The sequence below is a fragment of the Spirulina sp. 06S082 genome, assembly GCF_034932145.1.
Classification (GTDB): domain Bacteria; phylum Cyanobacteriota; class Cyanobacteriia; order Cyanobacteriales; family Spirulinaceae; genus CCY15215.
In genome coordinates this window covers 1-23,231 of record NZ_JAYGHV010000401.1, presented here as the reverse complement: position 1 = coordinate 23,231, position 23,231 = coordinate 1, and the positions used below count along the sequence as shown (strand labels likewise).

Here is a 23,231-nt window from a genome sequence, read left to right as displayed (position 1 = left end):
CAAGTCAATGCCGATGAAACAGCCTTACTTTATGCAGCAACGGCTTTAGGTGTTTCCCAAGCCCCTCAAGGATTATATCACCTTGAAGGTAGTATGCAGGTGTTAAGCGATCGCCTCGTTGAAGCCCTCAAAAAGCACGGAGGAGAACTTCAAATGCGTCACAGTATTGAAAAAATTCATGTTCAAAACGGTAAAGCAACAGGAGTCACGATCCGCAATCTTAAAACTGGAGAAGTTTGGGAGGAAGAAGCAGAGGAAATCATCGCCAATGTCACGGTACAAAACTTACAGGAATTAGTAGAAGATAAGGCGCGATCGCAGCCCCTATCTTCCTCATTTTTTCCGCCAACTTCTTTCTTAAATTGGGAAAAATACCAATACAGAATTGATAAACTTTCCTCTCCTTCTGGGGCATTTGTAGTCTATTTGGGAGTCGATCGCGCTGCTATTCCTGAAAATTGTCCCCCGCATTTACAATTTCTCTACGACTACGCGGGGGAAATTGGCGAGAATAATTCCCTTTTCGTTTCTGTTAGCAAACCAGGAGATGGACGCGCCCCCGAGGGACAAGGTACAATCATTGCTTCTTCCTTCGTTGATACGCGACAATGGTGGCAAAGAAGCAAAGAAAATTACGAACAATTAAAAGAAAAATATACTCGCGAGGCGATCGCCCGTCTGGGTGAATATTTTCACCTCACCTCTGCAACTATCCTGCATCAAGAAGTAGCTACCCCTCGCACCTTTGCCCATTTTACTGGACGAAAAGAAGGTTATGTCGGAGGAGTGGGACAGCGCCTTTCTACCTTTGGTCCCTTCGGTTTTGGGACACGAACCCCCATTCAACATCTGTGGTTGGTGGGAGATTCAACGCATCCAGGAGAAGGCACTGCGGGAGTCAGTTACTCCGGGTTAACAGCAGTCAGACAAATTTGCACTCAATAACTAAATTTTGTCCTATTTTTACCTCTCCTAAACCCTCCTTGGAAAAGGAGAGGTATTTAATTCAAACTTGTGCTGGTGGAATTTCTGAAGTTTGTTCTTCATCAAGAAACATCTCAGAAACTTTGCTATTTTCCTTGTTATTTTCCTTGTGACCATTTTTCTCATGGGCATGATTTCCATTAACACTACTTTCACGAGGTAAAATTACGCCATATCCCCCATGATTTCGCATATAGATCACGTTAATCTCATCGGATTCGCTGTTACGGAAAACGTAAAAATCGTGATCCACTAATTGCAGTTGTACTAATGCTTCATCAATGGTCATCAAGGGCATGGCAAAATACTTCATGCGAACCACCTCAGAAGGCAATTCGGGTTGGCGATCGCCAATTAAATCCTCGATATTTGTGGCGATGGGAGGTTGTGTTGCTAACTCTTCCGCTTTAGAAGGTTTATGATTTTTGAGGAAATGTTTTTCCTTGTATTTGCGGAGTTGGCGAGTAATCTTATCAGATACCATGTCGATACTCGCATATAAATCTTCGCTGCTTTCCTGCGCCCGAATTACTGTTCCATTCGCGTAGACAGTAACTTCGGCTTTATGGCTATCACTGATCCGGGGATTTCGCGCTACAGACAGATGAACGTCAACCTTTGTTGTAATGTTTTGAAAGTGCCTGACCGCATTTTCTAATTTTTCTTGCACGTAAAGATGAATGGCTTCAGTGACGGTGATGTTATTGCCCTGAACTAACAGCTTCATATTGATTACTCCATTGAATAAACGTAAAATCACTCTTGAAAAAACAGCACGTAATTAAACGATCGCTTCTTCTAGAAAAGGGAGATGGGTTCGCTGGTTTGCTTCCCCTTGATTTGCTTCCCCTTGGTTTGCTTCTTTTTGACTAGGGTGGACAGTAAAGAGATGTCCTCCTCTTGATTGAGAATAATTCGTTCGGGAGCGTATGATTAGCTTGAACGAATTGTTTCTATATCTATCACCCTAGCACTTTGTATTGGACAGAATCCAAACCTTTGATTTCTCTTTACTATCCTTCGCATCTGTTGACATTACTATACAACACCTCCTTAATGATTTGCAACAATCCCGCTAAAATATATTCATAATACTGAGTATGCGAGAGAAAAAACCGAGATATCAGTATTTTCTGCGATCGCGCCCCCCCTACAATATCTAAAAGTAACAATTTGTGATAAGACGATGCGAGCTACCGTTAAAGATGATATTCTCTGTATTAACATTGAGGATCTTCCCTCTTATAAAAAGGGCGGTTCGATTGTGCGGAATAGTTATTTTTGGGCGTTAAAATCGATTAGTTGCTATGCGGTTCGAGGTTGTGACTGGGAGTACGATCGCGAGGTTTGGATTGCCTTAGCACGGATGTTATTATCGTTTCAGCAATCGGGATATTTAGGCGATCGCGAAGTGATGCTCGAATTTTCAGTTGATGTTCCCATTCCTGAAGAATTACGCTTGGTTGCCACGTGGTTGTAATGCTGAGTTATAATGCTGGCAAAAATGCGATCGCCAATAAAATGCCACCGATAAGATTAATATATGCAAACTTTTCAGAATATTCTCATAATATTGGACACCTCTCGCGCCAAAATAGACAAAATGTAAAATTGCGCTTTCATGCAAATTGACTATGAATAGTACCGCAATTGCAGTAGTTGAATGGGGACTTAATCTCATCCGCGCTTATCTAGCTGCGGGTTTCATTTTTGCGATCGCCTTTGTTCTCTTTTTGATTCCTCGAGTCGATCCCGCCGTGAAATCCGTCATCGGTAGTTTTAAGAGTGGGAATAGTTCCCATGAGGAAAACCAGTCTCCCTCATTTCTGCAACGAGTTAATGCCATTATTGTCGATCTGGCAATTTTCTTTCGCATCCTAATTATCCCCGGTGTCACCCTCTTCTGGCCGTTATTTTTGCTGCGGCTATTACGAGGAAAAACTCATCCCAAGGAACAAAACGCCCATCGCAGGGAAGCCGCCAAACACGCATTGTAAAGGATATTGATTCATGCTTCTCTCTCATCGTAAAACTCACTTTTTTGCCTTCGCTGTTTTGAGCGTTCTTTTGTCCCTGTGTTTTATTGCTGGCATCGTCCTGCGCCCAGACTACACGATCGCCACCAGTCCCGAAACAACCTCCCTCTTTGAAGAGGCGGGTTTTGTCATCGCGACGGAAGAAGAAGCGATCGCCAGTACAACCTTGAAAAGTAGTTCGATCTCCCTCGAGGCTGCAACACAATTCGATTCCCGCGATCGCCTCGTTCTCATTCTCAAACCAAATCGCCCTATTCTCAGCCCCGATCTGTTGATGTATTGGGATGAAACCGCCAGCAAACCCGAAGAATTGGGCGATCGCGCCCTCCTTCTCGGTTCCTTAGCGGGAACCTCTCGTCGCCAATTTATCCTCCCCGATGCGATCGCAGAAAATGACGGCTATCTCATCCTTTACAGCCAAACCGGGCAAGAATTGCTTGCTGCGTGGGAATTCCCTTCCGAATTAAAACCTTAAGGAGACAATTGTGAGTGTTAACTATAAGTCGATTCAGTGGAATCGTCAAAAGATCGTTTACGATCTGATTTTGGTGGGACTGGTTGCCCTTTATATCTTTCTCTTTCGCTATATCGCCGAACAGATCGATCCCTATCCCAGTCCCGATAATTTTGGTCTGAGAATTCGCGCCTATGGTTCCGCCGCCTTTATCTTACTCCACGTTATTCTCTCCATTGGACCCCTCTCGCGGCTGAGTCCCAAGTTTTATCCCCTCCTGTTCAATCGGCGACACATGGGAGTAACTATGTTTGCCCTCGCCGTCAATCATGCCCGTCTGGTACGATTTCGCTATCACGGTTTCGGCAATTTAGACCCGACAACCAGTGTGTTTGTTAGCAATACCAACTATTTTTCCTTGACCGGTTTTCCCTTTGAAATACTGGGAGTTGTGGCCTTAGGGATCTTCTTATTCATGGCTGCTACCAGTCACGATTTTTGGTTGGTCAATTTAACGGCTCCCGTTTGGAAAGCCCTACACATGGGGGTTTACCTCGCTTATGGGCTGTTAGTCGGTCATGTGGTCCTGGGTGCCTTGCAATCGAATCGCGACCCTTTACTGACGATTCTGGTAGGGTTAGGATTGGTTTGGATTCTGGGATTGCACCTAATTGCGGGATGGCGAGAAGTGCAGCGCGATCGCCCAGATTTGGCCAAAACTAATGCCGAATATGTCGAAATTGGCTGCATTGCAGATATCCCCAACAACCGCGCTAAAGTCGTCACGATTGGAGGGGAACGGGTGGCCGTGTTTAAATATGAGGATAAGATTTCCGCCGTTTCCAATGTTTGCCAGCATCAAAATGGTCCTTTAGGAGAAGGCAAAATTATTGACGGCTGTATTACCTGTCCTTGGCATGGCTATCAATATATACCCGATTCTGGGGCATCTCCACCCCCCTTTACCGAAAAAATTCCCACCTTTGATGTCAAACTGGAAGGCGATCGCATTCTCGTTAAGACAATTCCTCATCCTCCTGGTACCCAAGTTGACCCCGCTATTATTCCCGTGGAGGTGGCGCAATGACCCAAAATCCTCGTAAAAAAGACGAATTTTATGTTAATTATGGCAAAATGCCCTCGGGGTTTTTGCGCCATCTGTTGTGGTTTATCCCTCTCCTGGCAGCGATCGCGATCGCGTTAGCATTGCTACTTCCTGGCATTCACGACCATTTCAACGAAGGGCGTTTTGCAGGCAGATCCGAGACAGAAGGGATCCTGCTAGCGAAACCGGTTCCCCATCTCCTCGTACCGCGATCGGGAGAGACGGGAACAGGGGTAAAGTATTCCCGCTATATTCTCATGGATACGGATAAAAGTGGCGTGGATGAGTCCGATCTGGAAAAAGCAGGTCAATGGGTGAGTTTAACAGGAATCACCATCCATCGGGATAGTTTGACGGTGATAGCCACGCAATCAGTTGAGGCGATCGATACCCCAGAAAATGCCCCTACTCCCGATCGGGAGAGATCCTTGGGTGAGTTTACCCTGGTGGGGGAAATTCTTGATAGTAAATGCTATCCTGGAGTGATGAAACGGGGACGCACCGCAATTCACCGCAGTTGTGCTATTCGCTGTATTAGTGGCGGTGTTCCTCCTATCTTTTTGGTGGAAAATGAAGCGGGAGAAAAGATGTACTTTGTGTTAAGCGATCGCGAGGGAAAAGCCGTCAACGATCGCATTCTCGACAAGGTTGCTGATGAAGTTCGCATTACAGGAGAAGTGATTCAAGCAGGGGATATGTTCATCCTCAAAGCCGATCCCGATACCTACGAATTGGTTTAAAACAAGGGTGGGTAAAGCCCACCCTCAATCACTCAAATTTGCTCTTTGTTTTTGGCGATCGCGCTAATGCAGATATCGACTAAAATTCGGAAATTTCCCCGCATATTCCTTTAGCCGCTTGTAAATAATCCCGAGGAGAAAGCCAAATTAAACATCCTCGCATTCCCGCAGAAACAGCAATGTGATCGAATATCCCGACAATTTCATCGACATAAACGGGATATTCTTTTTTACTGGCTAATGCCGTCACTCCTCCGCGAATATAACCTGTTAGAGGTTGCACTTCTTTCAGCGCTACCATTTCCATTTTGCGATCGCCAGATTGCAAGAGATTCTCAAATTATCCAGTAAACGGACAGCATTAGTTTTTTTCATGGGAAAAAAAGGAGGGCTTTAGGATTTGAGGAAAGAATAAAGCAAAAACGTGCAGATTATGGAGAAACAAGATTGTAGTTAGTAGCTATAAGATAACTCATAATTTAAGCCTCAATTTTAAGACTCAACATAATTTTAATTTGTCCATGTCTGCATCTTCCACCTCAAAAAATATGGCTAATTATCATCGCTTGCAACAGGCCTTACAAGTTGGTTTGCGCCGTCAAATCTTTTTTGCTGTTTGCGATAATATCGGACTGCGCGATCGCATTTCCCAACAGTTGCACACGGGGGACATGGATCGCCCTTCTCCTTTAGTTAAATTAACCTTAGATGTCAATAATCCTAACTTTCTGGCGGCGATCGCCACTTTTCTCAAACAAAACCCCCACTCGACACCCTCTCTCCCTCATCCTACTTTTGAAATTGTTGGCATTGAGGAGTTAACCCGTCAAGGTGCAAGCGTACAACAGCGCTTTATCCGTACCTTACGATGGATCGAACGTCACTTGAAAAAAGTAGAGTTCAGTCTTTTGCTTTGGGTGTCCAAACCTTGGTTTAATAATATTCGTCAATCTGTGCCGGAGTTTTGGCAGAAGCCGATCGCGCTACCCTAACGGAAGCAATTCAGGCCTACGAACAGGCATTACAGTATCAAGAAACTTTTCCCATTGCGGCGGAAATTTATAACGATCTGGGCAATTTTTATTGGCTGCGATCGCGCCGTCCCGATCGTCCCGAACAGGCGTATCCTGACTTAGAACAGGCACTCTTTATCTATCAAGAGGCGATCGCGACTTTGGGCGATCGCACCGCCATGCCCCAAACCTATGCCATGATCCAGAATAATTTAGGGGCGGCTTATGGCGACATGGCTCGCTATCGAGATTTGGCGAAAAACCTGCGACATTCGATCGCCGCCTATGAGGAAGCATTGTACTATCGCACGGCGGAAAATAACGCCCTCAAATATGGTTCGACTCAAAACAATTTAGGTACAGCTTATTGGCATTTGGCGCAACATGAGAACGCCCCAGAAAATTTACAAGCGGCGATCGCGGCTTATACTGAAGCGGGAAAATACTACGATCCTGAAGGCGATCCCCTCAATTGGGCGATGATCCAAAATAATTTAGGTACTGCATATTGGAATTTATCGCAACACGAAACACGAGAAAATCATTTGCGATCGGCGATCGATTGTTATGAGAAGAGTTCGATTTATCGCACGGGGGAAAACGCTCCGGCTGCTTGTGCGGCAACCCAAAACAATTTAGGGACGGCATATTGGCATTTAACGGCTACGGATGGACTAGAAACGATTCAAAAACAAGACTATTTACAAAGAGCAATAGAAGCATATCAAATTGCCACGCAACTCGCCCATCATCTCCATCGTCAAACTCCCCCAGTTAAGGTTAATTTTAACTTTTTAGGCACTTACAATAATCTGGGTTTGGTTTGCTATCAATTAGGAACAGAAGAGCAATTTTCTCTCTCTAAATCCGAAAAAATACACTTCTTAGAACTCGCATTACAGGCTCATCTACAAACATTAAATAATGTTGCCCAAGATTCAGACAGTTATCAAACGGCATTAAATTATATTATTCGTACTGTCCGCGCTTTCTACAAACAAGGTGGAATCCAAGGACAAAATCTCGCGCTGTCTCAAGTTCCTGGTCAACTTCTGCCGCAATTACTCCCTAATCTTGGTTAATGAACTTATATCTCAGTTGCGATCCGTCGGGGATTAAAAATCTCTGGCGGATTGGGACTCCCACTACTGTATTCTCTTTCTATGGTAGTGCGGGCATCTTGTTCGCTAATGCGTAAGAGAAAATCTAAATACCTGTATAATGGTGAGATGAGTTGAGACGAATATGAGTTTTCTACCACTTAACACAATGCTGGGTAAGCTAGAAATAATTAAAGTTCTCGATTGGTATGATGGACCCCGCCTTTTTATTGCAGAGAATGCGTCGGGAACTCGTTATATTGCTTTTTGGGCTGATGAGGGAGAAAATGAAAGTCTCTGGCTCTATTCGTCGGTATCTGAGAGTCGGATTGCGAGTGTCATTTCCGGTCGGTTTGATTTGAGGAGTATTTATAAAAATGCAGAGGATGGAAGAGTGTTTTTGGTTCATTTACTGCATGATAACAATCGCGCATTGGTAGAGGTTCTCTCACCCGAACAATTAGACTCGGAAATACTTCCTCCTGAAGATGATTATTTAATTCCTGAAGATGGATTGATTGAAAACAGTCTTGCTGTTTCTGGTTCTAAATTATTGTGATATTGACTGGGAAAGGTTATGGGTAAGAAGAAAAAAGGCTTTGGGACACAAACGACAATACCAACACGGGATGCGCGTAAATTGATGCTTGCATTCAGAAAGCACATGGCTGAGACGAAGATAAGCAAAACAGAAGCACATCAATTTTTTCAGTCGAATTTAGCCAAGTTAGATGAATCTCTATTGGAAGCATTCCCTTTAGTGTTTGCGAAGTTAACTGCAAATCAAACATCAAAAGAGCAATGGAATATTGCAGTACTATTTTCTGTTTTTGGTGCTTTTATTCAGGAGTTTCCTCTAGGGAATCGTCAGCTAAATTTAGAATTGAGCATTACAGCCTCTCAACTTGTACTAAAAATTTTTACTCGCAAAGCATTCCCTGAAGATTGGGCTGCAACGCAAAATAACCTCGCAAATGCCTACAGTAACCGAATTCGAGGAGAGAGGGCAGATAATCTCGAACAGGCGATCGCAGCCTATGAATTAGCATTGCAGGTAAGAACTCGCGAGGCATTCCCTGAAAATTGGGCTGCAACGCAAAATAACCTCGCAATTGCCTACAGTGACCGAATTCGAGGAGAGAGGGCAGATAATCTCGAACAGGCGATCGCAGCCTATGAATTAGCTTTGCAGATAACAACTCGCGAGGCATTCCCTGAAAATTGGGCTGAAACTCAACATAATTTAGCAAATGTTTACCGAGAGCAAATTTTAGGGGAGAGAATCAACAATCTCGAACAAGCACTCTCAGCTTATGAATTAGCTGCCCAAGTTTTCACTCGCGACGCATACCCGTACAAGTGGTCAATCAATCAAAGCAATTTAGCAGAAACACTAACAAAACGTTCCGAATTAACTGAAAATAGCCAAGATTTAGATACAGCTATTACCCTGCTACAGTCAGCCCTAGAAATTTCCCCTCCCGGTAGTCCAGACTTCATCGATTCCCAGTATCGTTTAGGAACAGCCCTCTCTCGTCGCTACGATCGCAGCCAGAACCCTAACGACTTAGAACAGGCTTTGCAGGCTTATGAAACTGCCTTAGATGCCATTAGCCCCGAACACTACGATCGCCAAAAAATGTGGCAAGCACTCCCTGCTACTCAATCGATCTTAGGTAGTCGTCTCATCAGCGATGGACAATGGCAAGAAGGGCTACAACTCTTGCTCAATAGTGTTAACCAACTCAGTACAGGAAGCGATCGCCTGGCTCATGCAAACGCCCTCTTTCAAACCGGACGCGCCCACGAAACCCTCGACGATCGCGATAATGCCCGTATATACTATCGCGATGCCCTGCGCCTCTATCAGCATTTAAACGATGCCCTCGGTATCGCCCAAAGCCGCGCAGGATTGGGAAGCGTCCTTATTGCCCAAGGATTTTTGCAAAAAGGAATGAAAGAACTTCAGATAGCCCGCGACAGTTACAATCAGTTAGGAGAAGGCGATCGGGCAGCGAAAATAGGCGATCGCTATCAAGCCGCAGAAAAAGCCATGAAACGACAAGCAAACGAGGTGTACTTATGACCACTGCTGACGATATTTTCGACCAGTCTGCGGGCAATATTGAGCGCTTAGGACTCAGAGAAATTCCCTTTACTGAAAGTCCCATCGATCTCGAAAGTGAAACCCTCAATCATATTTTCACTGGACGAGAAAAGGAACTGGGACAAGTTTTTAATCTCTTCCAAAGTCGCGAACGTCGCCGCATTTTGGTCTATGGTCAAATCGGAATCGGCAAAAGTACCTTTTTGCTGGAAGTGCTGTCAGTTTTGCGCCGCAAACGTCCTAAAATGCTGACCGCGTATATTTCCCTCCCCGCAAACTTAGACCTCGCAACAACCGCACTCATTGCCGTCGCTAGAGAAATGTCCGATGATAATTGGGCGCAAAGTCAACTTTATCAAATGGGAATTCCCACCGATAAAGTAGTAAAAGAACGCAGTGCTGAAGTTGGTGTAAATGCGGTAGCCACAAGCAAGATAAGCGAGAAAGACTTACCCATTACTAAATCACAATATCCTACTGTCAGCCTCGAAACACTCTTAGAAAGGGCGCAAAATAAATATCCTGATGGGGTTGTTATCGCCATTGACGACCTCGATAAACAAAATCCCCGTCAAGTGCGACAATTGATGCACGATGCTCAAGGAATGTTGAAAGGACGAGCATGGTTTATGTTAACAGGGCATCCTCAAGGTATGGCCGGGGACTTATTAACCAGCGAACGAGGTTTGTTTGACCTGCAACTCCCCTTAAAAGAACTCGATTCGCAAACGACTTATCAAATGCTGATCAATTATCTCAGCAGTGCGCGAATTGACAACGATTGCACCGATCGCCACGATCCGCGTTGTGTTTTGCCTTTTACCCCAGAAGCAGCAAAGCGTTTTTGTGCCATTTCCCTCGGCAAACCCCGTCTCTTCAACCGTTTGGGAAATGCCGTCCTCTCCACAGCAGCCGATCTGCAAGTAGATAAAATCACTTCAGATGTTCTCGATCGAGGCTTAAAAGCCGCTTCTCGAACCTTGCGCGAACAAGCTGCATTAAACGCCAGAGAAGAGCAAGTTCGCCTCTTTTTAGCGCAACGGGGTAGCTTATCCGATGAGGCGATCGCCATAGAAGACCTCGAACAATTAGGCTTTCGCAGTTTTAGCGAACTAATGCCCTATTTAGAACGATTGGAAGAAGCAGACCTAGCCCAGAGAGGCGATCGTGACGATGCTACCGTTTACGAATCCCTACCGTTACTCTCTGGGGAAAACGAGGACGAACTTGAAGATCCTGACGATACCCCAGATGAAGTCGTGGTGACAGGACTTCGCTAGGGTTTACATGAGACACTGACAGATCAAACACTTCCCTTGTCACAAATGTGGGAGGGTATTGATGCCGAGTGAACCAACACCGATTCAAATCGACCTCACTTTCAGATTTAAACGAGATTTGCGGCAACTGGCAAAGCGCTTTTTCGCTGTATGCCGCGATCGCCCACCTTCATCTGCAAGGGTTGCTGATCCCCATCTCCTTGAAAAGAATAAGATTGGTTTTCACTCAGGGTAAAATCTCTCCAGTTTTTTTGAAAATAAAATCTTTGATTTTTTCATAGGATTCTGGATCGTTTTGTTTAGTTAAAATGATAGGTACAGAAGAATCGGGAATCCAAAAGGTGAGTTTGCCATTAGCGGTATAAGCGAAACTCCCGATCTGGTGGAGATTGATAAAATATTCGCAGCGATCGTAAAAGAGGCGCATCCAACAGCCCAGTAGAGAATTTTCGACGATCGCCTGAATATAGTCTTGTATCTTTTGATAGTCTTCTGGACTATTTTGCTGTATCACTATAATGGGAATCGAACTATCGGGCAACCAAAAAGTGACTCTCCCATTAGGAGAGGAGGCAAAGGCACTAATGCGATCGAGATTGACAATATAATGTTGCCTTTCGTATTTAATCTTGACCCAATGTGCCACGAACCCTCATCCCTAAACAATTATCAACAGGTTGATTGAATCTGCGGTGGAAGCCCTCGTTGGCGAGAGACGCAAGGGAAATTCTACCAAGAGAGGCGAATTCGATTCGCTATCCTCCGATCTCAATTATCAATTATCATACCTTTACCGTTGTTCGTTCCGTAGAATTTGGATAAGCCTGACTGGTTGGGGTTTCGAGTTCCGATCGCAAAGAAGCGGATATTTCCACATTTTGACCGAGGGCTGCTTTGATAAAGCCGAGAAAGAGAGGATGGGGACGATTGGGGCGAGAATTAAATTCGGGGTGAAATTGCGTGGCGATAAAGAATTTGCGATCGCTCAACTCGATAGTTTCCACCAAACGCCCGTCGGGAGAGGTTCCCCCAATGGTATAGCCTGTTTCCAGTAAAAGATTGCGATAAGCATTATTAAACTCGTAGCGGTGGCGATGGCGTTCGTAAACCACTTCTTTTTGGTAGAGAGAATGGGCGAGGGTATTGGGAGTGAGACGACAGGGATATAAACCCAAACGCATTGTACCGCCCAAATCTACGACATCTTCTTGTTCTGGTAAAAGATTAATGACCGGGTTGGGGGTTTCGCCGTCGAATTCTGCACTATTGGCATTATCTAACTTGGCAATATTGAGCGCCCAATCAATGATAGAACATTGCATCCCCAGACAAAGACCCAAAAAGGGAATATCGCATTCGCGGGCATATTGGATCGCTGTTACTTTACCATCTACTCCACGAACGCCAAACCCTCCTGGAACGACAATGCCATGAACATCATGTAAGTAAGTTTCTGCACCTTTGGTTTCAATGTCTTCCGCACTGACCCAACGAATATTCACCTCGCTATTGAGGGCGATCGCGGCGTGGCCGAGGGCTTCAACGACAGATAAATAGGCATCGCTGAGTTTGACGTATTTTCCCACTAAGGCAATTTCAAGGGAATTTTGAGGCGCTCTCATTCGTTCCACAAGGGTTTGCCATTGAGTGAGATCCGGAAGGCGCTGGTCTAGTTTGAGGTGTTCTAATGTTTGCTTTGCTAATCCTTCCTGTTCTAACATCAGGGGGACTTCATAGATGCTACTGGCATCTTGAGAGGTGATCACACATTCCACTGGAACATCACAAAATTCTGAGAGTTTTTCTTTAATGCCTAGTTCAATCGGGCGATCGCTGCGACAAACTAAAATATTGGGTTGAATGCCCAGCGATCGCAATTCTTTGACGGAATGTTGGGTGGGTTTGGTTTTCATTTCTCCAGCCGCCGCGATCCAGGGCATGAGGGTAACATGAATGAAAAGAACATTATCTCGTCCCACATCTTTACGAAAGCGCCGAATTGCTTCTAAAAAGGGCTGAGATTCAATATCGCCAACGGTACCGCCGATTTCTGTAATCACGACATCGGAATGGGTATTGGTCGCAACGCGCTTAATCCGTTCTTTAATTTCGTTGGTAATATGAGGAATAACTTGAACGGTTCCCCCTTGATAATCGCCTCGACGTTCTTTATTGAGAACGGCTTGAAAAATACCGCCTTGAGTGACACTATTGAGACGAGACATAGAGGTATCGGTAAAGCGTTCGTAGTGTCCCAAGTCTAAGTCGGTTTCTGCCCCATCTTCAGTGACGAAAACTTCTCCATGTTGATAGGGACTCATCGTACCGGGATCGACATTAATATAGGGGTCGAGTTTCAGAATAGAAACCGAGTAATCGCGAGATTTAAGCAATCGTCCCAAGCTGGCAGCAACGATGCCTTTTCCAATGCTGGAGACGACTCCCCCAGTGACAAATACAAATTTAGCCATTATTCAGTTATCCCGACTGTCATAACCCAGTATTGCGTTCTCGATACATTTTGACATAATCCTATCATTAATCGAGTATCGTATTAGTTTATCTTCTTTAGGAATGCGACCATTATAAGGAATAAATTTAAGTTTGGGCATTGTTTTATCCACCAAAATTGTCTCGAGAAAAGCGCGAAGTTTATGTCGAAATGCAATTTCTGTCTTTCCTTCTACTAAAATTGCAATTTTCATGGACGACCTCCGAGAATATTCATTGCCCATAATTGATCTAAAGTATAATCTTCTAACCACTTTTCAAGATCGAGAGTATCAGCCCAAGTCATTGTCGTTGCCCCCTCTTCAAGATCGCAAATTAATATCTCATGGGGTTCGAGAAATCGCACTAATCGATCTGAATGAGTGGCAACAATTAATTGTGTATATTTTGCGGCTTCCCTCAGAGAATAGACTAAATGTTGTAACAGTTCGGGATGCAAACTGACTTCTGGCTCATCAATCAATGTAATTTGACTTAAACTATCACTTTGTAAGAGAGTAGTTAACCAAAGAAATCTTAGCATTCCTTCCGAGAGTTCGTGCATATAAATGGGTTCGCTGAAATTTTTGTCTTTCCATGTTATCGACAAAGTTCCTGCCGCAACTGGAGGAAAATTTAATTTTTCAAAATCAGAGAAAGCCGTAGAAAGAATACTTTCAATCGTTTCAAAATCATCTTGATTGGTTTCTCTCAAATTGTAAAGACAAGAGGCTAAATTTTCACCATTTGCCCCCGGTAACTTTGACGGACGCATTGCTTGAGGCAATCTAATCGGACTTTGAGGAGAAACATCTAATGCCCCATAATAACTCGAAGATCCTAAACTTTTTCTCAAATTTTCAGGCTGATGATACATTTTGGGAACTTGAGCAAGGGAGGTTTCTAGATAATTGTGTTCCCAATTAGGAGTTACAAGTTTTCTATCTTCTTGACTAAAATACTGAATTCGCGATCGATAAGAATCTATATATTTAAACGGTTCGTTTTGTGAAGGATCGCTATGCTGAGTTAAGGTTTCTTGTTTGATTTCGTAAGCGAAACCTTTTGGAGATAGAACTAAATTATATTGCAAAGGTTCATAATCCGGAACGTTCATCGAAACACCTATTTCCAATTCCCGCGATCGCCCTCTCGTTAAAATTTCATTCAAACCACCTTGAATTTGTAATGTATCTAATAGTTGACCATTGGCCGAAGCTGACAAGAGCGAAAATACATCTAAAAAAGAGGTTTTCCCCGAACCATTAGCTCCGATCGCGACGACTAAATCTCTCATTTCTAAATCTATATCTTGGAATCGGCGAAAACCTTTAATAGAAATGCGTTCGAGTTTATTCGTGTTTGGCATATAGCTAAATATCGATATTTTAACAGATTTTCTTCTTTCTTAATGCTAGAGCAATTATCCTAAAGCCAAACTCTGGGGGCGATCGCCTTCTCTCCAAAGTCGGCTTGACGATAAAATTGCCAAGTTTGTATAAACCAGTTTTTTACCTCGGTCACTGATGTCCCACGATAGCGACAAAGTAAGCCATTTTCTTGCATTTTTGTGACTCCTGCTTCTCCTTTTCCTTGATTATTTGTCCGGAGTTGATTAACAGGAAGAATTGCCTTTTCTATGTCTAAACCTCCAAACCAAATTAAATGACCGACAACAGGATATCCTCCTAAACTATGGGGATGCGTGTAAGTTTCTTCACATCCTGGCAACCATTGGCGATCGCACCAGAGTAGCTTTTTATCTCGCCAAATTTCTAAATGCGATCGCCATTCTCCTCGAACAAATTTCTCTCCTCTCGCACTACGTCCAAAACGTAAGATTTCCCAACCGAAAAACCCTGCCCGATCTGCTAATTCTACTCGCATTTTTTGGCAATACATCGCCCCATTAAAGACAATTGTACTTTGAGGCAACCATTCTAAAAATGCTTGTTCTTCTACTCGTGCAGTGATGATTTGATTGGCTTGTTTTTCCTTGCTACCATAAATTTTTGCTGCTGCTGCTGTTGTGATTAAAACTCGACTTTTAGGGTTTAATTGGAAGGATTGAACGAGGCGATCGCCCCCCACAATTCCTCCTGCTGTATGTAAGGAAACTGTATGACAAATGTGCTTTCCTTCGGGATAAAACGGGCGCTGTACCTTTAAAGGTGCTTGATTGAAAGCACGCAAAATTTGTGTAGAATCACCTTTTTTTTCATAGACTAATTCTAGGCGACCTTGCCAACTTGAATCCGGTGGAAGTGCAATCATTTAACTCTAAAAATCAAAAATATTAATTGTTTCAGTTTTTTGGACACTACTTGGTGGTATAAATTGGAAAGTAATGTTCTCTGAACTAGGTATTTCTTGACGGCGGATAATATTTTCTTGTAAGATAAACTCTTCAATATTTTCCTCTCCTCCAGATGCTATAATTTGCTTTAAATATGCCGTTTCTGAGTCTACCCATAAACTCATATTAAAATCTGCACTGGGATCGCTAAATTCATAAACACTATATTCTCGATTGTTCCATCGGTGAGCAGTTTTTTGCAGTAAGATATTGTTATTGGCGATCGCCTCTTGCAAAATTTGCGCTAAGGAAAACTCTTGTCCTTGAGTTTCTCGCAGATTGCTGATAAAATTGGCAAATTCAATAAACAGAAAAGACGATATTCCTAAAGCCATAGAATTATCAGACTCAAAAAATTCTTCTAGGGTAAAAATGGCATATTGCGCTCTAGTTTTATCATATAACCAAACCTGCTTTCCATCAGAAATAAATTCATATTCTTGTTGTATTTCCCCCAAATCATTCACAAAAGCAAATTGAGAACGGAACTTTTGAGAGCGATCGATAAATGCTGTAGATCGAGCGCGGATGGTGACGCTAAATTCTTTACCTTTTCCCTCTAAGCTAATTTGTGATTCGGTTTGGTAGCGATCGCCAGCAAAGAAATTTTCGATGGTTTTTACCAGTAGTTCTAGCTCGAGGTTAGTCGGTACAATAGAATTATCAAAATTATTAGAATTATCCTGCGCGATCGCCTTGAGATCGAGAAAAGTTATGCCGCGATCGCGCAGGACAGGAGAGGGAAGTGCCAGGAATAAACTACTGAGTCCTAAAAAGGTAACAATTTTCGCGATCGGGTTCATGTTGAATTTTAATAGCGCTTGAATCTAGCATAGATGATGGCTGTCTCAACGGTCTGTTACAATTGCTTAAAAGTAATTTAAACATTTTTTAACTTTATTGCTGGGTTCGATGATCTTAAACGAACTACTACCCTTTCGGATTGAAATCGATACAGCCTTAATTGCAGGCTCTTCCTTGTGGTCTTTAGCCTTGTATTTGGGGTTAGCTTCCCTACGAGAATGGTTTGTGGAAATGTTCGATCGCTGGTTTAATTTTGCCGATCGCTCCCTTTATTTGTCTGCCGAGGAGTTCGAGCGTACTCGTCCGGCGCGAGAATCCCAAAACGCTTTTTATGCGTCAATTTTTGCGATTTTTCCTTTCTTACTCGTTGGTTTCCTGTGCGATTATGGGACGGAGTTGAGTTTAGGTCATAGTTGGGCAATTAGTATCGGTATTTTGGGCTGTTTTTGTTGTGGTATTTTCGAGTTAGGAAGGCGCAATGAATTATAAGTGATTGATTTTTCTCATTACCCGATCTTCTTCTCATTCTTTCTTCCTTGAAATTAGGCTAAACGACGCTGTAATAAAGGTTGAATCGCAGTCAAAACAATTGCATCAAATATTAACAGTACGAGTAATACCGTGGCAAAATTCATCGATCCCCAAGGGGCATTCATAACAATACTATTGAGTCCCCAAGTGTCATTTAAGTAGAGATAGCGAATGGGTTCGATCGCATAGGTTAAAGGATTTAAAGATGCTATCCACTGCAACCAATTGGCCATAAAAGAAAGGGGTGCAAGGGCGGTACTGGCAAATAGTAAAGGTAAATTGGTGACAAAGATAACAGCAATGAGTTCAATATGTCCAGGAAGAGCAAAACTTAAACTCAAACTTAACGCAGTTACTCCCACAACAATGAGAAAAACGATCGCCGCGATCGCCCCTAAACCCGCAAGACTTGGTAAACCTGCACCAATCAAAGCACTAGCCACAACGATCGCCACAGTTTGTAGAAAAGCAAGACTGATAATGTATAAAGTAGAAGCTGCAACAATGGAATAACGAGAAGCGAGAGGGGCAACCAAAAGGCGATTGAGAAATCCGAACTCGCGATCGAACATAACTGGTAAACCTGCATTTAATGCGCCAGAAAAAGCCGTAAAAACAATCACTCCAGGGGCGAGAAATTTGCCGTAACTAATATCTGTACCTAAAAATCCTTGAGGAGCATTGTAAAATAATGCCCCAAACAAAATCAACCACATTAATGGCTGTACAATACCTGCCATGAGGGTACTGGGACGGCGCTTGAGTTGAATGAAAAGACGCTTGGTTAAAGCCAGGGTTTCTTGGATAAATTCCCCGAGAGGATTGCTATTTTCCTCCATTTGTCCAGGAGATGTGGCGTTGGGTGCTAAGTTTTTGAGTTGGTCTGGTGTAATAGATTGAGTCATAAAAAGAGCATCTTTGTAGCTATTGTTACGTTTAGGTAATCCATTAATCAGTCAAGATATAAAATGAAATCCCACTTTAGTCTAAAAACGCGATTGTCTTGACTGGGAATGCCTAAAATTGCGATCGCTGGATTTTAATCTTGTTAAGTCAAGTTAATTTGTCAAGCATTTTTATTTTAACTTAACAAGACGCAACATGATGAAAACAAAATTTATTACCAGAAAACCATGCCAGAAACACTTTTCAAAGTCGATCTCTCGAAATCCATGTTAGAACAAGAGGTGGTGGGTCATAATCGATGGCATCCAGATATCCCCGCGATCGCATCGGTAAACCCTGGGGATATTTTCCGCATTGAGTGCAAAGATTGGACCGATGGACAGATCAAAAATAATGACGATCCCAACGATGTTCGCGATGTAGACCTCACTGTAGTTCATGTTCTTAGCGGTCCTATCCATGTTAACGGCGCTCAACCTGGAGATATTCTTGTGGTTGATTTGTTAGATATTGGGGCTTTACCAGGGGATGAATGGGGCTTTACGGGCATCTTTGCCCAAGAAAATGGCGGCGGTTTTCTCACGGATCATTTTCCTAATGCCGCTAAAGCCTGTTGGGATTTACAAGGGATTTATGCGAGTTCTCGGCATATTCCTGGGGTGCGCTTTGCGGGTATCACTCACCCTGGTCTCATTGGTTGCGCTCCCTCACAAAAACTACTGGAAACATGGAACGCGCGAGAACGGGCATTAGTGGAGAAAGGAGCCAATGATAAATTACCCTCGTGGAAACCGAAAATGACTCCTTATGCAGCCTTACCTAATCCAGAAAATGCGATTTTAGGGACGTTAAAAGGGGCAGACTTCGATCGCGTAGCGGGGGAAGCAGCAAGGACAGTACCACCGCGAGAACATGGGGGAAATTGCGATATTAAGAACCTCTCTAAAGGCTCCCGCATTTATTTTCCCGTCTATGTTGATGGGGCAAAATTATCGATGGGAGATATTCATTTTTCTCAAGGAGATGGGGAAATTTCCTTCTGTGGTGCGATCGAAATGTCGGGTTATATCGATCTTCATGTCGATATTATTAAAGGTGGGATGGAAAAATACAGCATGATTAACCCCATTTTTAAACCCGGTCCAGTGGAACCGCATTACTCAGAATACTTGATTTTTGAAGGTATTTCTGTTGATGAGTTTACCGGAGAACAATACTATCTTGATGCTCATGTCGCCTATCGTCGCGCTTGTCTCAATGCGATCGAATATCTCAAGAAATTTGGTTTTACGGGGGAACAGGCTTATTTACTATTAAGTTGCGCTCCCGTTGAGGGTCGAATTAGCGGTATTGTTGATATTCCCAATGCTTGTTGTACTTTAGCTTTGCCGACCTCTATTTTCGAGCAGGATATTCTCCCTCATTAAAACAGGAGAAACTAGCAATTATCCATTATCTAGAAAACCAATGCCTTTGTATGAATTTCGATGCGATACTTGTGGTGAATTTGAAGCATTACGAGCCTTAGCTGAGTTTGATAATCCGATGTATTGTCCCACTTGTAATGCGATCGCCCAACGTATTTTTTGCGCCCCTAATATCAATCTCAATGCGGGGAGTTTGCCGCGATCGTCGCCAGAACCTCGTCTCGTTAAACAAAAAAGTTCTCCCGCATCTCCAAGATACCAAAGTATCAAAAGCGGACGGCCTTGGGCGATCTCTCATTCTCCCGAGAGATTGTAAAAATTGTTAGATTATCTGAAAAAGGTAGTCATCAAAAGGCTACCTTCACATTGATTTAAGTAACCTGAGTTCGGGATAAGCTAACACCATAAATTTGAGAGAAATATCGCACCAAGTAAAAGAGGACGGGGTTTAAAACCCAGTTTTTTGATAAAAAACCCGCAATTCTTGAAGAACTGCGAGTTTCCAACAACACTCAATTTTTTAGTTTATCTGTGATTTATCTGTGGCGGAAATTGTATTACAGTAATTGTATTACGCAAATTTCCTACGGCATAGGATGAAACAGCAGATCGGGGAAAAAGCGATTGAACTCAATCAAAAGTCCAGCAGTAAAGGTCATCAATGCCGCAAGTAAGACCGGGGCGCTAGAAAGGAATTTTGCCATTGTGACGACTCTCCAAATAATAAACGAAACAACTGAAAAATTAAACTCGAATCCGAATAAGCCAGAAAGCTAACGAGGTGAAACTGTAATTTCTGAATCCTTAGCGGTTAACTGACCTGATGTAAACTCGCCAACTGCTGCCAAAGGCCAAATAAATCCACCGATCATTAACTTGATAGCGACAGGAACATCAATGATGATTTCTTTCATCTCTGCATCCTTTTCACCGCGCATGGCAATGAGGTAAGAACGACCAACCCAGCCAATCCAACCTGCAATATAAAGGAACAGGAGTCCAGGAATCGTAAAATCTCCCGCATGATCCAAACGACCGCTAACAATCAAACGGGGCAAACCATCATCAACACCGCAAAGTGCTTCAGAATAACGTTCTGCCCGAGCTTGACCGGAAAGGGGATCGCTGGTGGTATTTACAAAAGTTTTCGCCCGTTGCTGGTAGGCTGCCGACTCGCTACAAGGAACGAGATTGCTATCTGCCGATGCTGCCGGAGCAAAGTTGAACCACAATGCGGCCACCAAAATTAATGCCAATAACTTTCGCATAAAAAATGTTACCTTTTGTTACAAAACAATCTATCTTTGTACAAAAGCATCCAGCTATTGATGCTGTACATTGATGCTGTACATTGATGCTGTACATTGATGCAATATTACTCTGATGAGGTAATGTTAACCAAGGTTTTTATCATATTATTAAGAAATATTAAAAAGAAGAGAATCTACAAAGAAGAATGGCAACAATTTTAGCGATCGAAACCAGTTGTGATGAAACCGCCGTGGCGATCGTGCGCGATCGCCAGATTTTGAGTAATATTGTCGCTTCCCAGATCAAAATTCATCAACAGTATGGGGGGGTAGTTCCCGAGGTGGCCTCGCGACAGCACCTTGAAACGATTAATTTCTGTATTGAGGCGGCTTTTCAGGAGGCTGAGTTAGATTGGTCTGCGATCGCGGCGATCGCGGCAACCTGCGCCCCTGGGTTAGTGGGGGCGCTATTGGTGGGAATGACGGCAGGGAAAACTCTAGCGATGGTTCGCAATCTGCCTTTTTTGGGGGTTCATCACCTTGAGGGGCATATTTATGCAGCCTATTTGAACGAACCTGAGTTAGAACCACCGTTTTTATGTTTATTGGTATCGGGGGGTCATACTAGCTTAATTCGCGTTCGAGATGGCGGACAATACGAGCAGTTAGGGGCAACGCGAGACGATGCGGCAGGGGAAGCCTTTGATAAGGTGGCGCGGTTATTGGGGTTGGGCTATCCTGGAGGACCTGCGATCGATAAAATTGCCAAACAGGGCAATCCCCAAGCCTTTATTTTACCGGAAGGACGGGTATCTAAGCCGGAAGGGGGCTATCATCCCTATGATTCCAGTTTTAGCGGTTTAAAAACAGCGATGTTGCGGTTAGTACAAAAGTTAGAGGCAGAGGGAGAAGAATTGCCGATCGCGGATTTGGCTGCCAGTTTTCAAGAAACCGTGGCGCGATCGCTGGTGAAAAAAACTATTGCTTGCGCTTTAGATTACGAATTAAAGGCGATCGTGTTAGGGGGAGGGGTGGCGGCGAATAGTGCTTTAAGAAAGCATCTTCAGGAAGCCGCGACCCAGCATAACTTACAAGTTTACTGTCCCCCGTTAAATCTTTGCACCGATAATGCCGCCGCGATCGCCTGTGCTGCTGCCGATCGTTTTAATCGCGGGGAAACCTCCCCTCTTACCTTGGGGGCGCGATCGCGCATGGCGGTCACAGAGGTGGCAGAATTGTATTTGTAGGCAATAGGCAAAATTTAATGATTACCCATTATTTTGTAAAAATATATCGACTTCCGATGCTGTGGGTTGAGCATTCATGGCACCCGATCGAGTGGTGGCGATCGCACCTACGGCGGCGGCATAAGTAACAATTTCTCGAGCCATATCGGCATCTTGCAAGCAACCAATTCCGCGCTGACAAAATTGATGAATCAACCCAGCAACAAAGGCATCTCCTGCCCCTGTTGTGTCTTTAACAGGGATATTAAATGGCGCGATCGCGCCGGAATTGTCGGTTAAACAGTAGGAAATATTGCCGCTACCCCCATTGGTGACGATAACACCTTCCGCAGAATCGATCTCATAGAAAATTGTCGTTGCATCGGCGGTTCCGAAAAAATAACGCGCTTCTTCCCCAGAAAATTTGATAAAGTCAACGGCTTGCCATAAAGAACTAATCAAACGATAAGATTCTTGGGGATTAACCCAAAACATCCGTCGCAAATTCACATCCAAAACAATTTTGAGATAGTATTCGTCTGCCAGTTCTAAAGCCCGAAATACACTCTCTCGTGTTTGAGGATAAGCCAATTCTAATGTACCAATGACCAAGTATTCGGCAGCCTGAAAGAGTTCGACGGGAAGTTGCGAACTATCTAAATAAGCATCAGCAAAAGTATCGGGGGCATTTTCGCCAAAGTCAGCGAAAAGGCGATCGCCATTTTCTTGACGTAAAACATACACTTCCCGCGTTGGTGCCGTGGGATGATATTGAACGCCTCGACAATCTACGTCTAATCGTTGTAGCAAACGAACCAATTCTTCTCCATCGGCATCTTGCCCGACACAGCCAATAAATGCAGCAGGTGTACCTAACTTCATTAAACCACTGGCTACATTTCCAGGCGCTCCCCCCGGAAAACGAGTCCAATTTTGGACTTCTTCTCGAGAAGTTCCCACTCGATCCGCCAAACAATCAAACAGGATTTCACCCAAACAGATCGCACGCAGATGACTCATACAACCTTTACTTTTCGATAGAGATTCGCTCTTATTGTCTCATTGATTCGGAACGGGCGATCGATTGAGATTGAACAATGATCGATGAATTATTATCAATCATCAATGAACAATTATCAATAAAGGACGCAAGGGCGATCGGGTTTCCGCTAAAATTGGTGCAGAATAAGTAAAAATAACTAAGGGTAGAGCTTCTATGTCTGAAAGTAAGTTCAACTCGCCGATATCGCTATCGGAACGGGAGGTACAGATTATCGAATGCGTGTCTAATGGGTTGACCAATCATCAAATCGCTCGCGAATTGGCAATTAGCAAGAGAACGGTAGATAACCACATCAGCAATATTTTAACGAAAACATTAACCAAGAATCGCGTCGCCTTAGTCCGTTGGGCATTGCAATG

At 43.6% G+C, this 23,231-nt stretch carries 26 protein-coding genes and 2 pseudogenes; 16 read left to right on the top strand and 12 right to left on the bottom strand.

From position 1 onward, the window contains the following. Positions 1-945: pseudogene (locus VB714_RS24240) on the top strand (C-3',4' desaturase CrtD); the annotation flags it as partial. Between the two features lie 61 nt (positions 946-1,006). On the opposite strand, the gene hpf reads toward VB714_RS24240, so the two are convergent. Further along, on the bottom strand, positions 1,007-1,711 hold the full coding sequence (gene hpf, locus VB714_RS24235) for a ribosome hibernation-promoting factor, HPF/YfiA family (RefSeq protein ID WP_323227489.1): 705 nt from the start codon (positions 1,709-1,711) through the stop codon (positions 1,007-1,009). A gap of 459 nt (positions 1,712-2,170) precedes the next feature. On the opposite strand from hpf, the gene VB714_RS24230 reads away from it, so the two are divergent. From VB714_RS24230 to VB714_RS24210, 5 genes are all read left to right on the top strand, one after another. Next, entirely contained in the window at positions 2,171-2,464 is a 294-nt protein-coding gene (locus VB714_RS24230; RefSeq protein WP_204103199.1) for a hypothetical protein, read from the top strand. Positions 2,465-2,618: 154 nt separating this feature from the next. After that, complete coding sequence (locus VB714_RS24225; RefSeq protein WP_323227487.1) at positions 2,619-2,981, top strand: hypothetical protein; 363 nt, start codon at positions 2,619-2,621, stop codon at positions 2,979-2,981. Between the two features lie 13 nt (positions 2,982-2,994). Continuing rightward, positions 2,995-3,495 carry a hypothetical protein gene (locus tag VB714_RS24220; RefSeq protein ID WP_323227486.1) on the top strand — a complete coding sequence of 167 codons (501 nt, stop codon included), beginning with the start codon at positions 2,995-2,997 and terminating at the stop codon, positions 3,493-3,495. 10 nt (positions 3,496-3,505) lie between these two features. Next, positions 3,506-4,561: a Rieske 2Fe-2S domain-containing protein gene (locus VB714_RS24215; RefSeq protein ID WP_323227485.1), complete on the top strand. Its 1,056-nt coding sequence runs from the start codon at positions 3,506-3,508 to the stop codon at positions 4,559-4,561. Continuing rightward, positions 4,558-5,319, top strand: a complete 762-nt coding sequence (locus tag VB714_RS24210) for a hypothetical protein (protein WP_323227483.1) — start codon at positions 4,558-4,560, stop codon at positions 5,317-5,319. Before VB714_RS24215 ends, VB714_RS24210 begins: the two co-directional genes overlap by 4 nt. Positions 5,320-5,398: 79 nt before the next feature. Here VB714_RS24210 and VB714_RS24205 read toward each other — a convergent pair. Beyond that, positions 5,399-5,641 (bottom strand): annotated as a pseudogene (locus VB714_RS24205) (YbaK/EbsC family protein); the annotation flags it as partial. A 199-nt stretch (positions 5,642-5,840) separates the two neighbouring features. On the opposite strand from VB714_RS24205, the gene VB714_RS24200 reads away from it, so the two are divergent. From VB714_RS24200 to VB714_RS24180, 5 genes are all read left to right on the top strand, one after another. Then, positions 5,841-6,311 carry a hypothetical protein gene (locus tag VB714_RS24200; protein ID WP_323227480.1) on the top strand — a complete coding sequence of 157 codons (471 nt, stop codon included), beginning with the start codon at positions 5,841-5,843 and terminating at the stop codon, positions 6,309-6,311. Further along, a complete protein-coding gene (locus tag VB714_RS24195) occupies positions 6,284-7,414 on the top strand; it encodes a tetratricopeptide repeat protein (RefSeq protein WP_323227479.1) in 1,131 nt (376 codons plus the stop codon). Before VB714_RS24200 ends, VB714_RS24195 begins: the two co-directional genes overlap by 28 nt. A 163-nt stretch (positions 7,415-7,577) precedes the next feature. Continuing rightward, positions 7,578-7,991 carry a DUF6575 domain-containing protein gene (locus VB714_RS24190; protein ID WP_323227477.1) on the top strand — a complete coding sequence of 138 codons (414 nt, stop codon included), beginning with the start codon at positions 7,578-7,580 and terminating at the stop codon, positions 7,989-7,991. A gap of 105 nt (positions 7,992-8,096) precedes the next feature. After that, the gene (locus tag VB714_RS24185) at positions 8,097-9,518 is read left to right on the top strand and encodes a tetratricopeptide repeat protein (protein WP_323227475.1); all 1,422 of its coding nucleotides are present in this window, start codon (positions 8,097-8,099) and stop codon (positions 9,516-9,518) included. Beyond that, positions 9,515-10,819, top strand: coding sequence for an ATP-binding protein (locus VB714_RS24180; RefSeq protein ID WP_323227474.1), 1,305 nt, complete (start codon positions 9,515-9,517; stop codon positions 10,817-10,819). The genes VB714_RS24185 and VB714_RS24180 overlap by 4 nt, the downstream gene beginning before the upstream one ends. Positions 10,820-11,045: 226 nt before the next feature. Here VB714_RS24180 and VB714_RS24175 read toward each other — a convergent pair whose 3' ends face one another. The 6 genes from VB714_RS24175 to VB714_RS24150 all read right to left on the bottom strand — a co-directional run bounded on the left by VB714_RS24175 (position 11,046) and on the right by VB714_RS24150 (position 16,468). Further along, positions 11,046-11,465: a hypothetical protein gene (locus VB714_RS24175; RefSeq protein WP_323227473.1), complete on the bottom strand. Its 420-nt coding sequence runs from the start codon at positions 11,463-11,465 to the stop codon at positions 11,046-11,048. A 136-nt stretch (positions 11,466-11,601) separates the two neighbouring features. Further along, complete coding sequence (locus VB714_RS24170; RefSeq protein ID WP_323227472.1) at positions 11,602-13,290, bottom strand: CTP synthase; 1,689 nt, start codon at positions 13,288-13,290, stop codon at positions 11,602-11,604. Between the two features lie 3 nt (positions 13,291-13,293). After that, complete coding sequence (locus VB714_RS24165) at positions 13,294-13,524, bottom strand: hypothetical protein (RefSeq protein WP_323227470.1); 231 nt, start codon at positions 13,522-13,524, stop codon at positions 13,294-13,296. Continuing rightward, a complete protein-coding gene (locus VB714_RS24160; RefSeq protein WP_323227468.1) occupies positions 13,521-14,678 on the bottom strand; it encodes an AAA family ATPase in 1,158 nt (385 codons plus the stop codon). Before VB714_RS24160 ends, VB714_RS24165 begins: the two co-directional genes overlap by 4 nt. 59 nt (positions 14,679-14,737) lie before the next feature. Next, positions 14,738-15,583, bottom strand: coding sequence for an urease accessory protein UreD (locus tag VB714_RS24155; protein ID WP_323227466.1), 846 nt, complete (start codon positions 15,581-15,583; stop codon positions 14,738-14,740). Positions 15,584-15,589: 6 nt separating this feature from the next. Further along, entirely contained in the window at positions 15,590-16,468 is an 879-nt protein-coding gene (locus tag VB714_RS24150; protein ID WP_323227464.1) for a hypothetical protein, read from the bottom strand. A 112-nt stretch (positions 16,469-16,580) separates the two neighbouring features. Here VB714_RS24150 and VB714_RS24145 point away from each other — a divergent pair, with 112 nt between their 5' ends. Further along, on the top strand, positions 16,581-16,958 hold the full coding sequence (locus VB714_RS24145) for a hypothetical protein (protein WP_416309782.1): 378 nt from the start codon (positions 16,581-16,583) through the stop codon (positions 16,956-16,958). Between the two features lie 53 nt (positions 16,959-17,011). Here VB714_RS24145 and VB714_RS24140 read toward each other — a convergent pair whose 3' ends face one another. Then, positions 17,012-17,905: an ABC transporter permease gene (locus VB714_RS24140; RefSeq protein WP_323227459.1), complete on the bottom strand. Its 894-nt coding sequence runs from the start codon at positions 17,903-17,905 to the stop codon at positions 17,012-17,014. A 228-nt stretch (positions 17,906-18,133) separates the two neighbouring features. Here VB714_RS24140 and fmdA point away from each other — a divergent pair, with 228 nt between their 5' ends. Both fmdA and VB714_RS24130 read left to right on the top strand, forming a co-directional pair. Further along, positions 18,134-19,333, top strand: coding sequence for a formamidase (fmdA, locus tag VB714_RS24135; RefSeq protein ID WP_323227458.1), 1,200 nt, complete (start codon positions 18,134-18,136; stop codon positions 19,331-19,333). A 40-nt stretch (positions 19,334-19,373) separates the two neighbouring features. Beyond that, entirely contained in the window at positions 19,374-19,649 is a 276-nt protein-coding gene (locus VB714_RS24130; RefSeq protein WP_323227456.1) for a zinc ribbon domain-containing protein, read from the top strand. A 268-nt stretch (positions 19,650-19,917) separates the two neighbouring features. Here VB714_RS24130 and psaJ read toward each other — a convergent pair whose 3' ends face one another. After that, positions 19,918-20,037, bottom strand: coding sequence for a photosystem I reaction center subunit IX (gene psaJ / locus VB714_RS24125; protein WP_204105932.1), 120 nt, complete (start codon positions 20,035-20,037; stop codon positions 19,918-19,920). 69 nt (positions 20,038-20,106) lie between these two features. Next, positions 20,107-20,601, bottom strand: coding sequence for a Photosystem I reaction center subunit III (locus tag VB714_RS24120; protein WP_323227454.1), 495 nt, complete (start codon positions 20,599-20,601; stop codon positions 20,107-20,109). Positions 20,602-20,789: 188 nt separating this feature from the next. Between VB714_RS24120 and tsaD the strand changes: the two genes are divergently transcribed. Continuing rightward, positions 20,790-21,830, top strand: coding sequence for a tRNA (adenosine(37)-N6)-threonylcarbamoyltransferase complex transferase subunit TsaD (tsaD, locus tag VB714_RS24115; protein WP_323227452.1), 1,041 nt, complete (start codon positions 20,790-20,792; stop codon positions 21,828-21,830). Between the two features lie 21 nt (positions 21,831-21,851). Here tsaD and VB714_RS24110 read toward each other — a convergent pair whose 3' ends face one another. Continuing rightward, on the bottom strand, positions 21,852-22,829 hold the full coding sequence (locus VB714_RS24110) for a carbohydrate kinase (RefSeq protein WP_323227450.1): 978 nt from the start codon (positions 22,827-22,829) through the stop codon (positions 21,852-21,854). 196 nt (positions 22,830-23,025) lie between these two features. Between VB714_RS24110 and VB714_RS24105 the strand changes: the two genes are divergently transcribed. Further along, positions 23,026-23,231, top strand: a 206-nt coding sequence (locus VB714_RS24105; protein WP_323227449.1) for a helix-turn-helix transcriptional regulator, incomplete at its 3' end; no start/stop codon positions are given.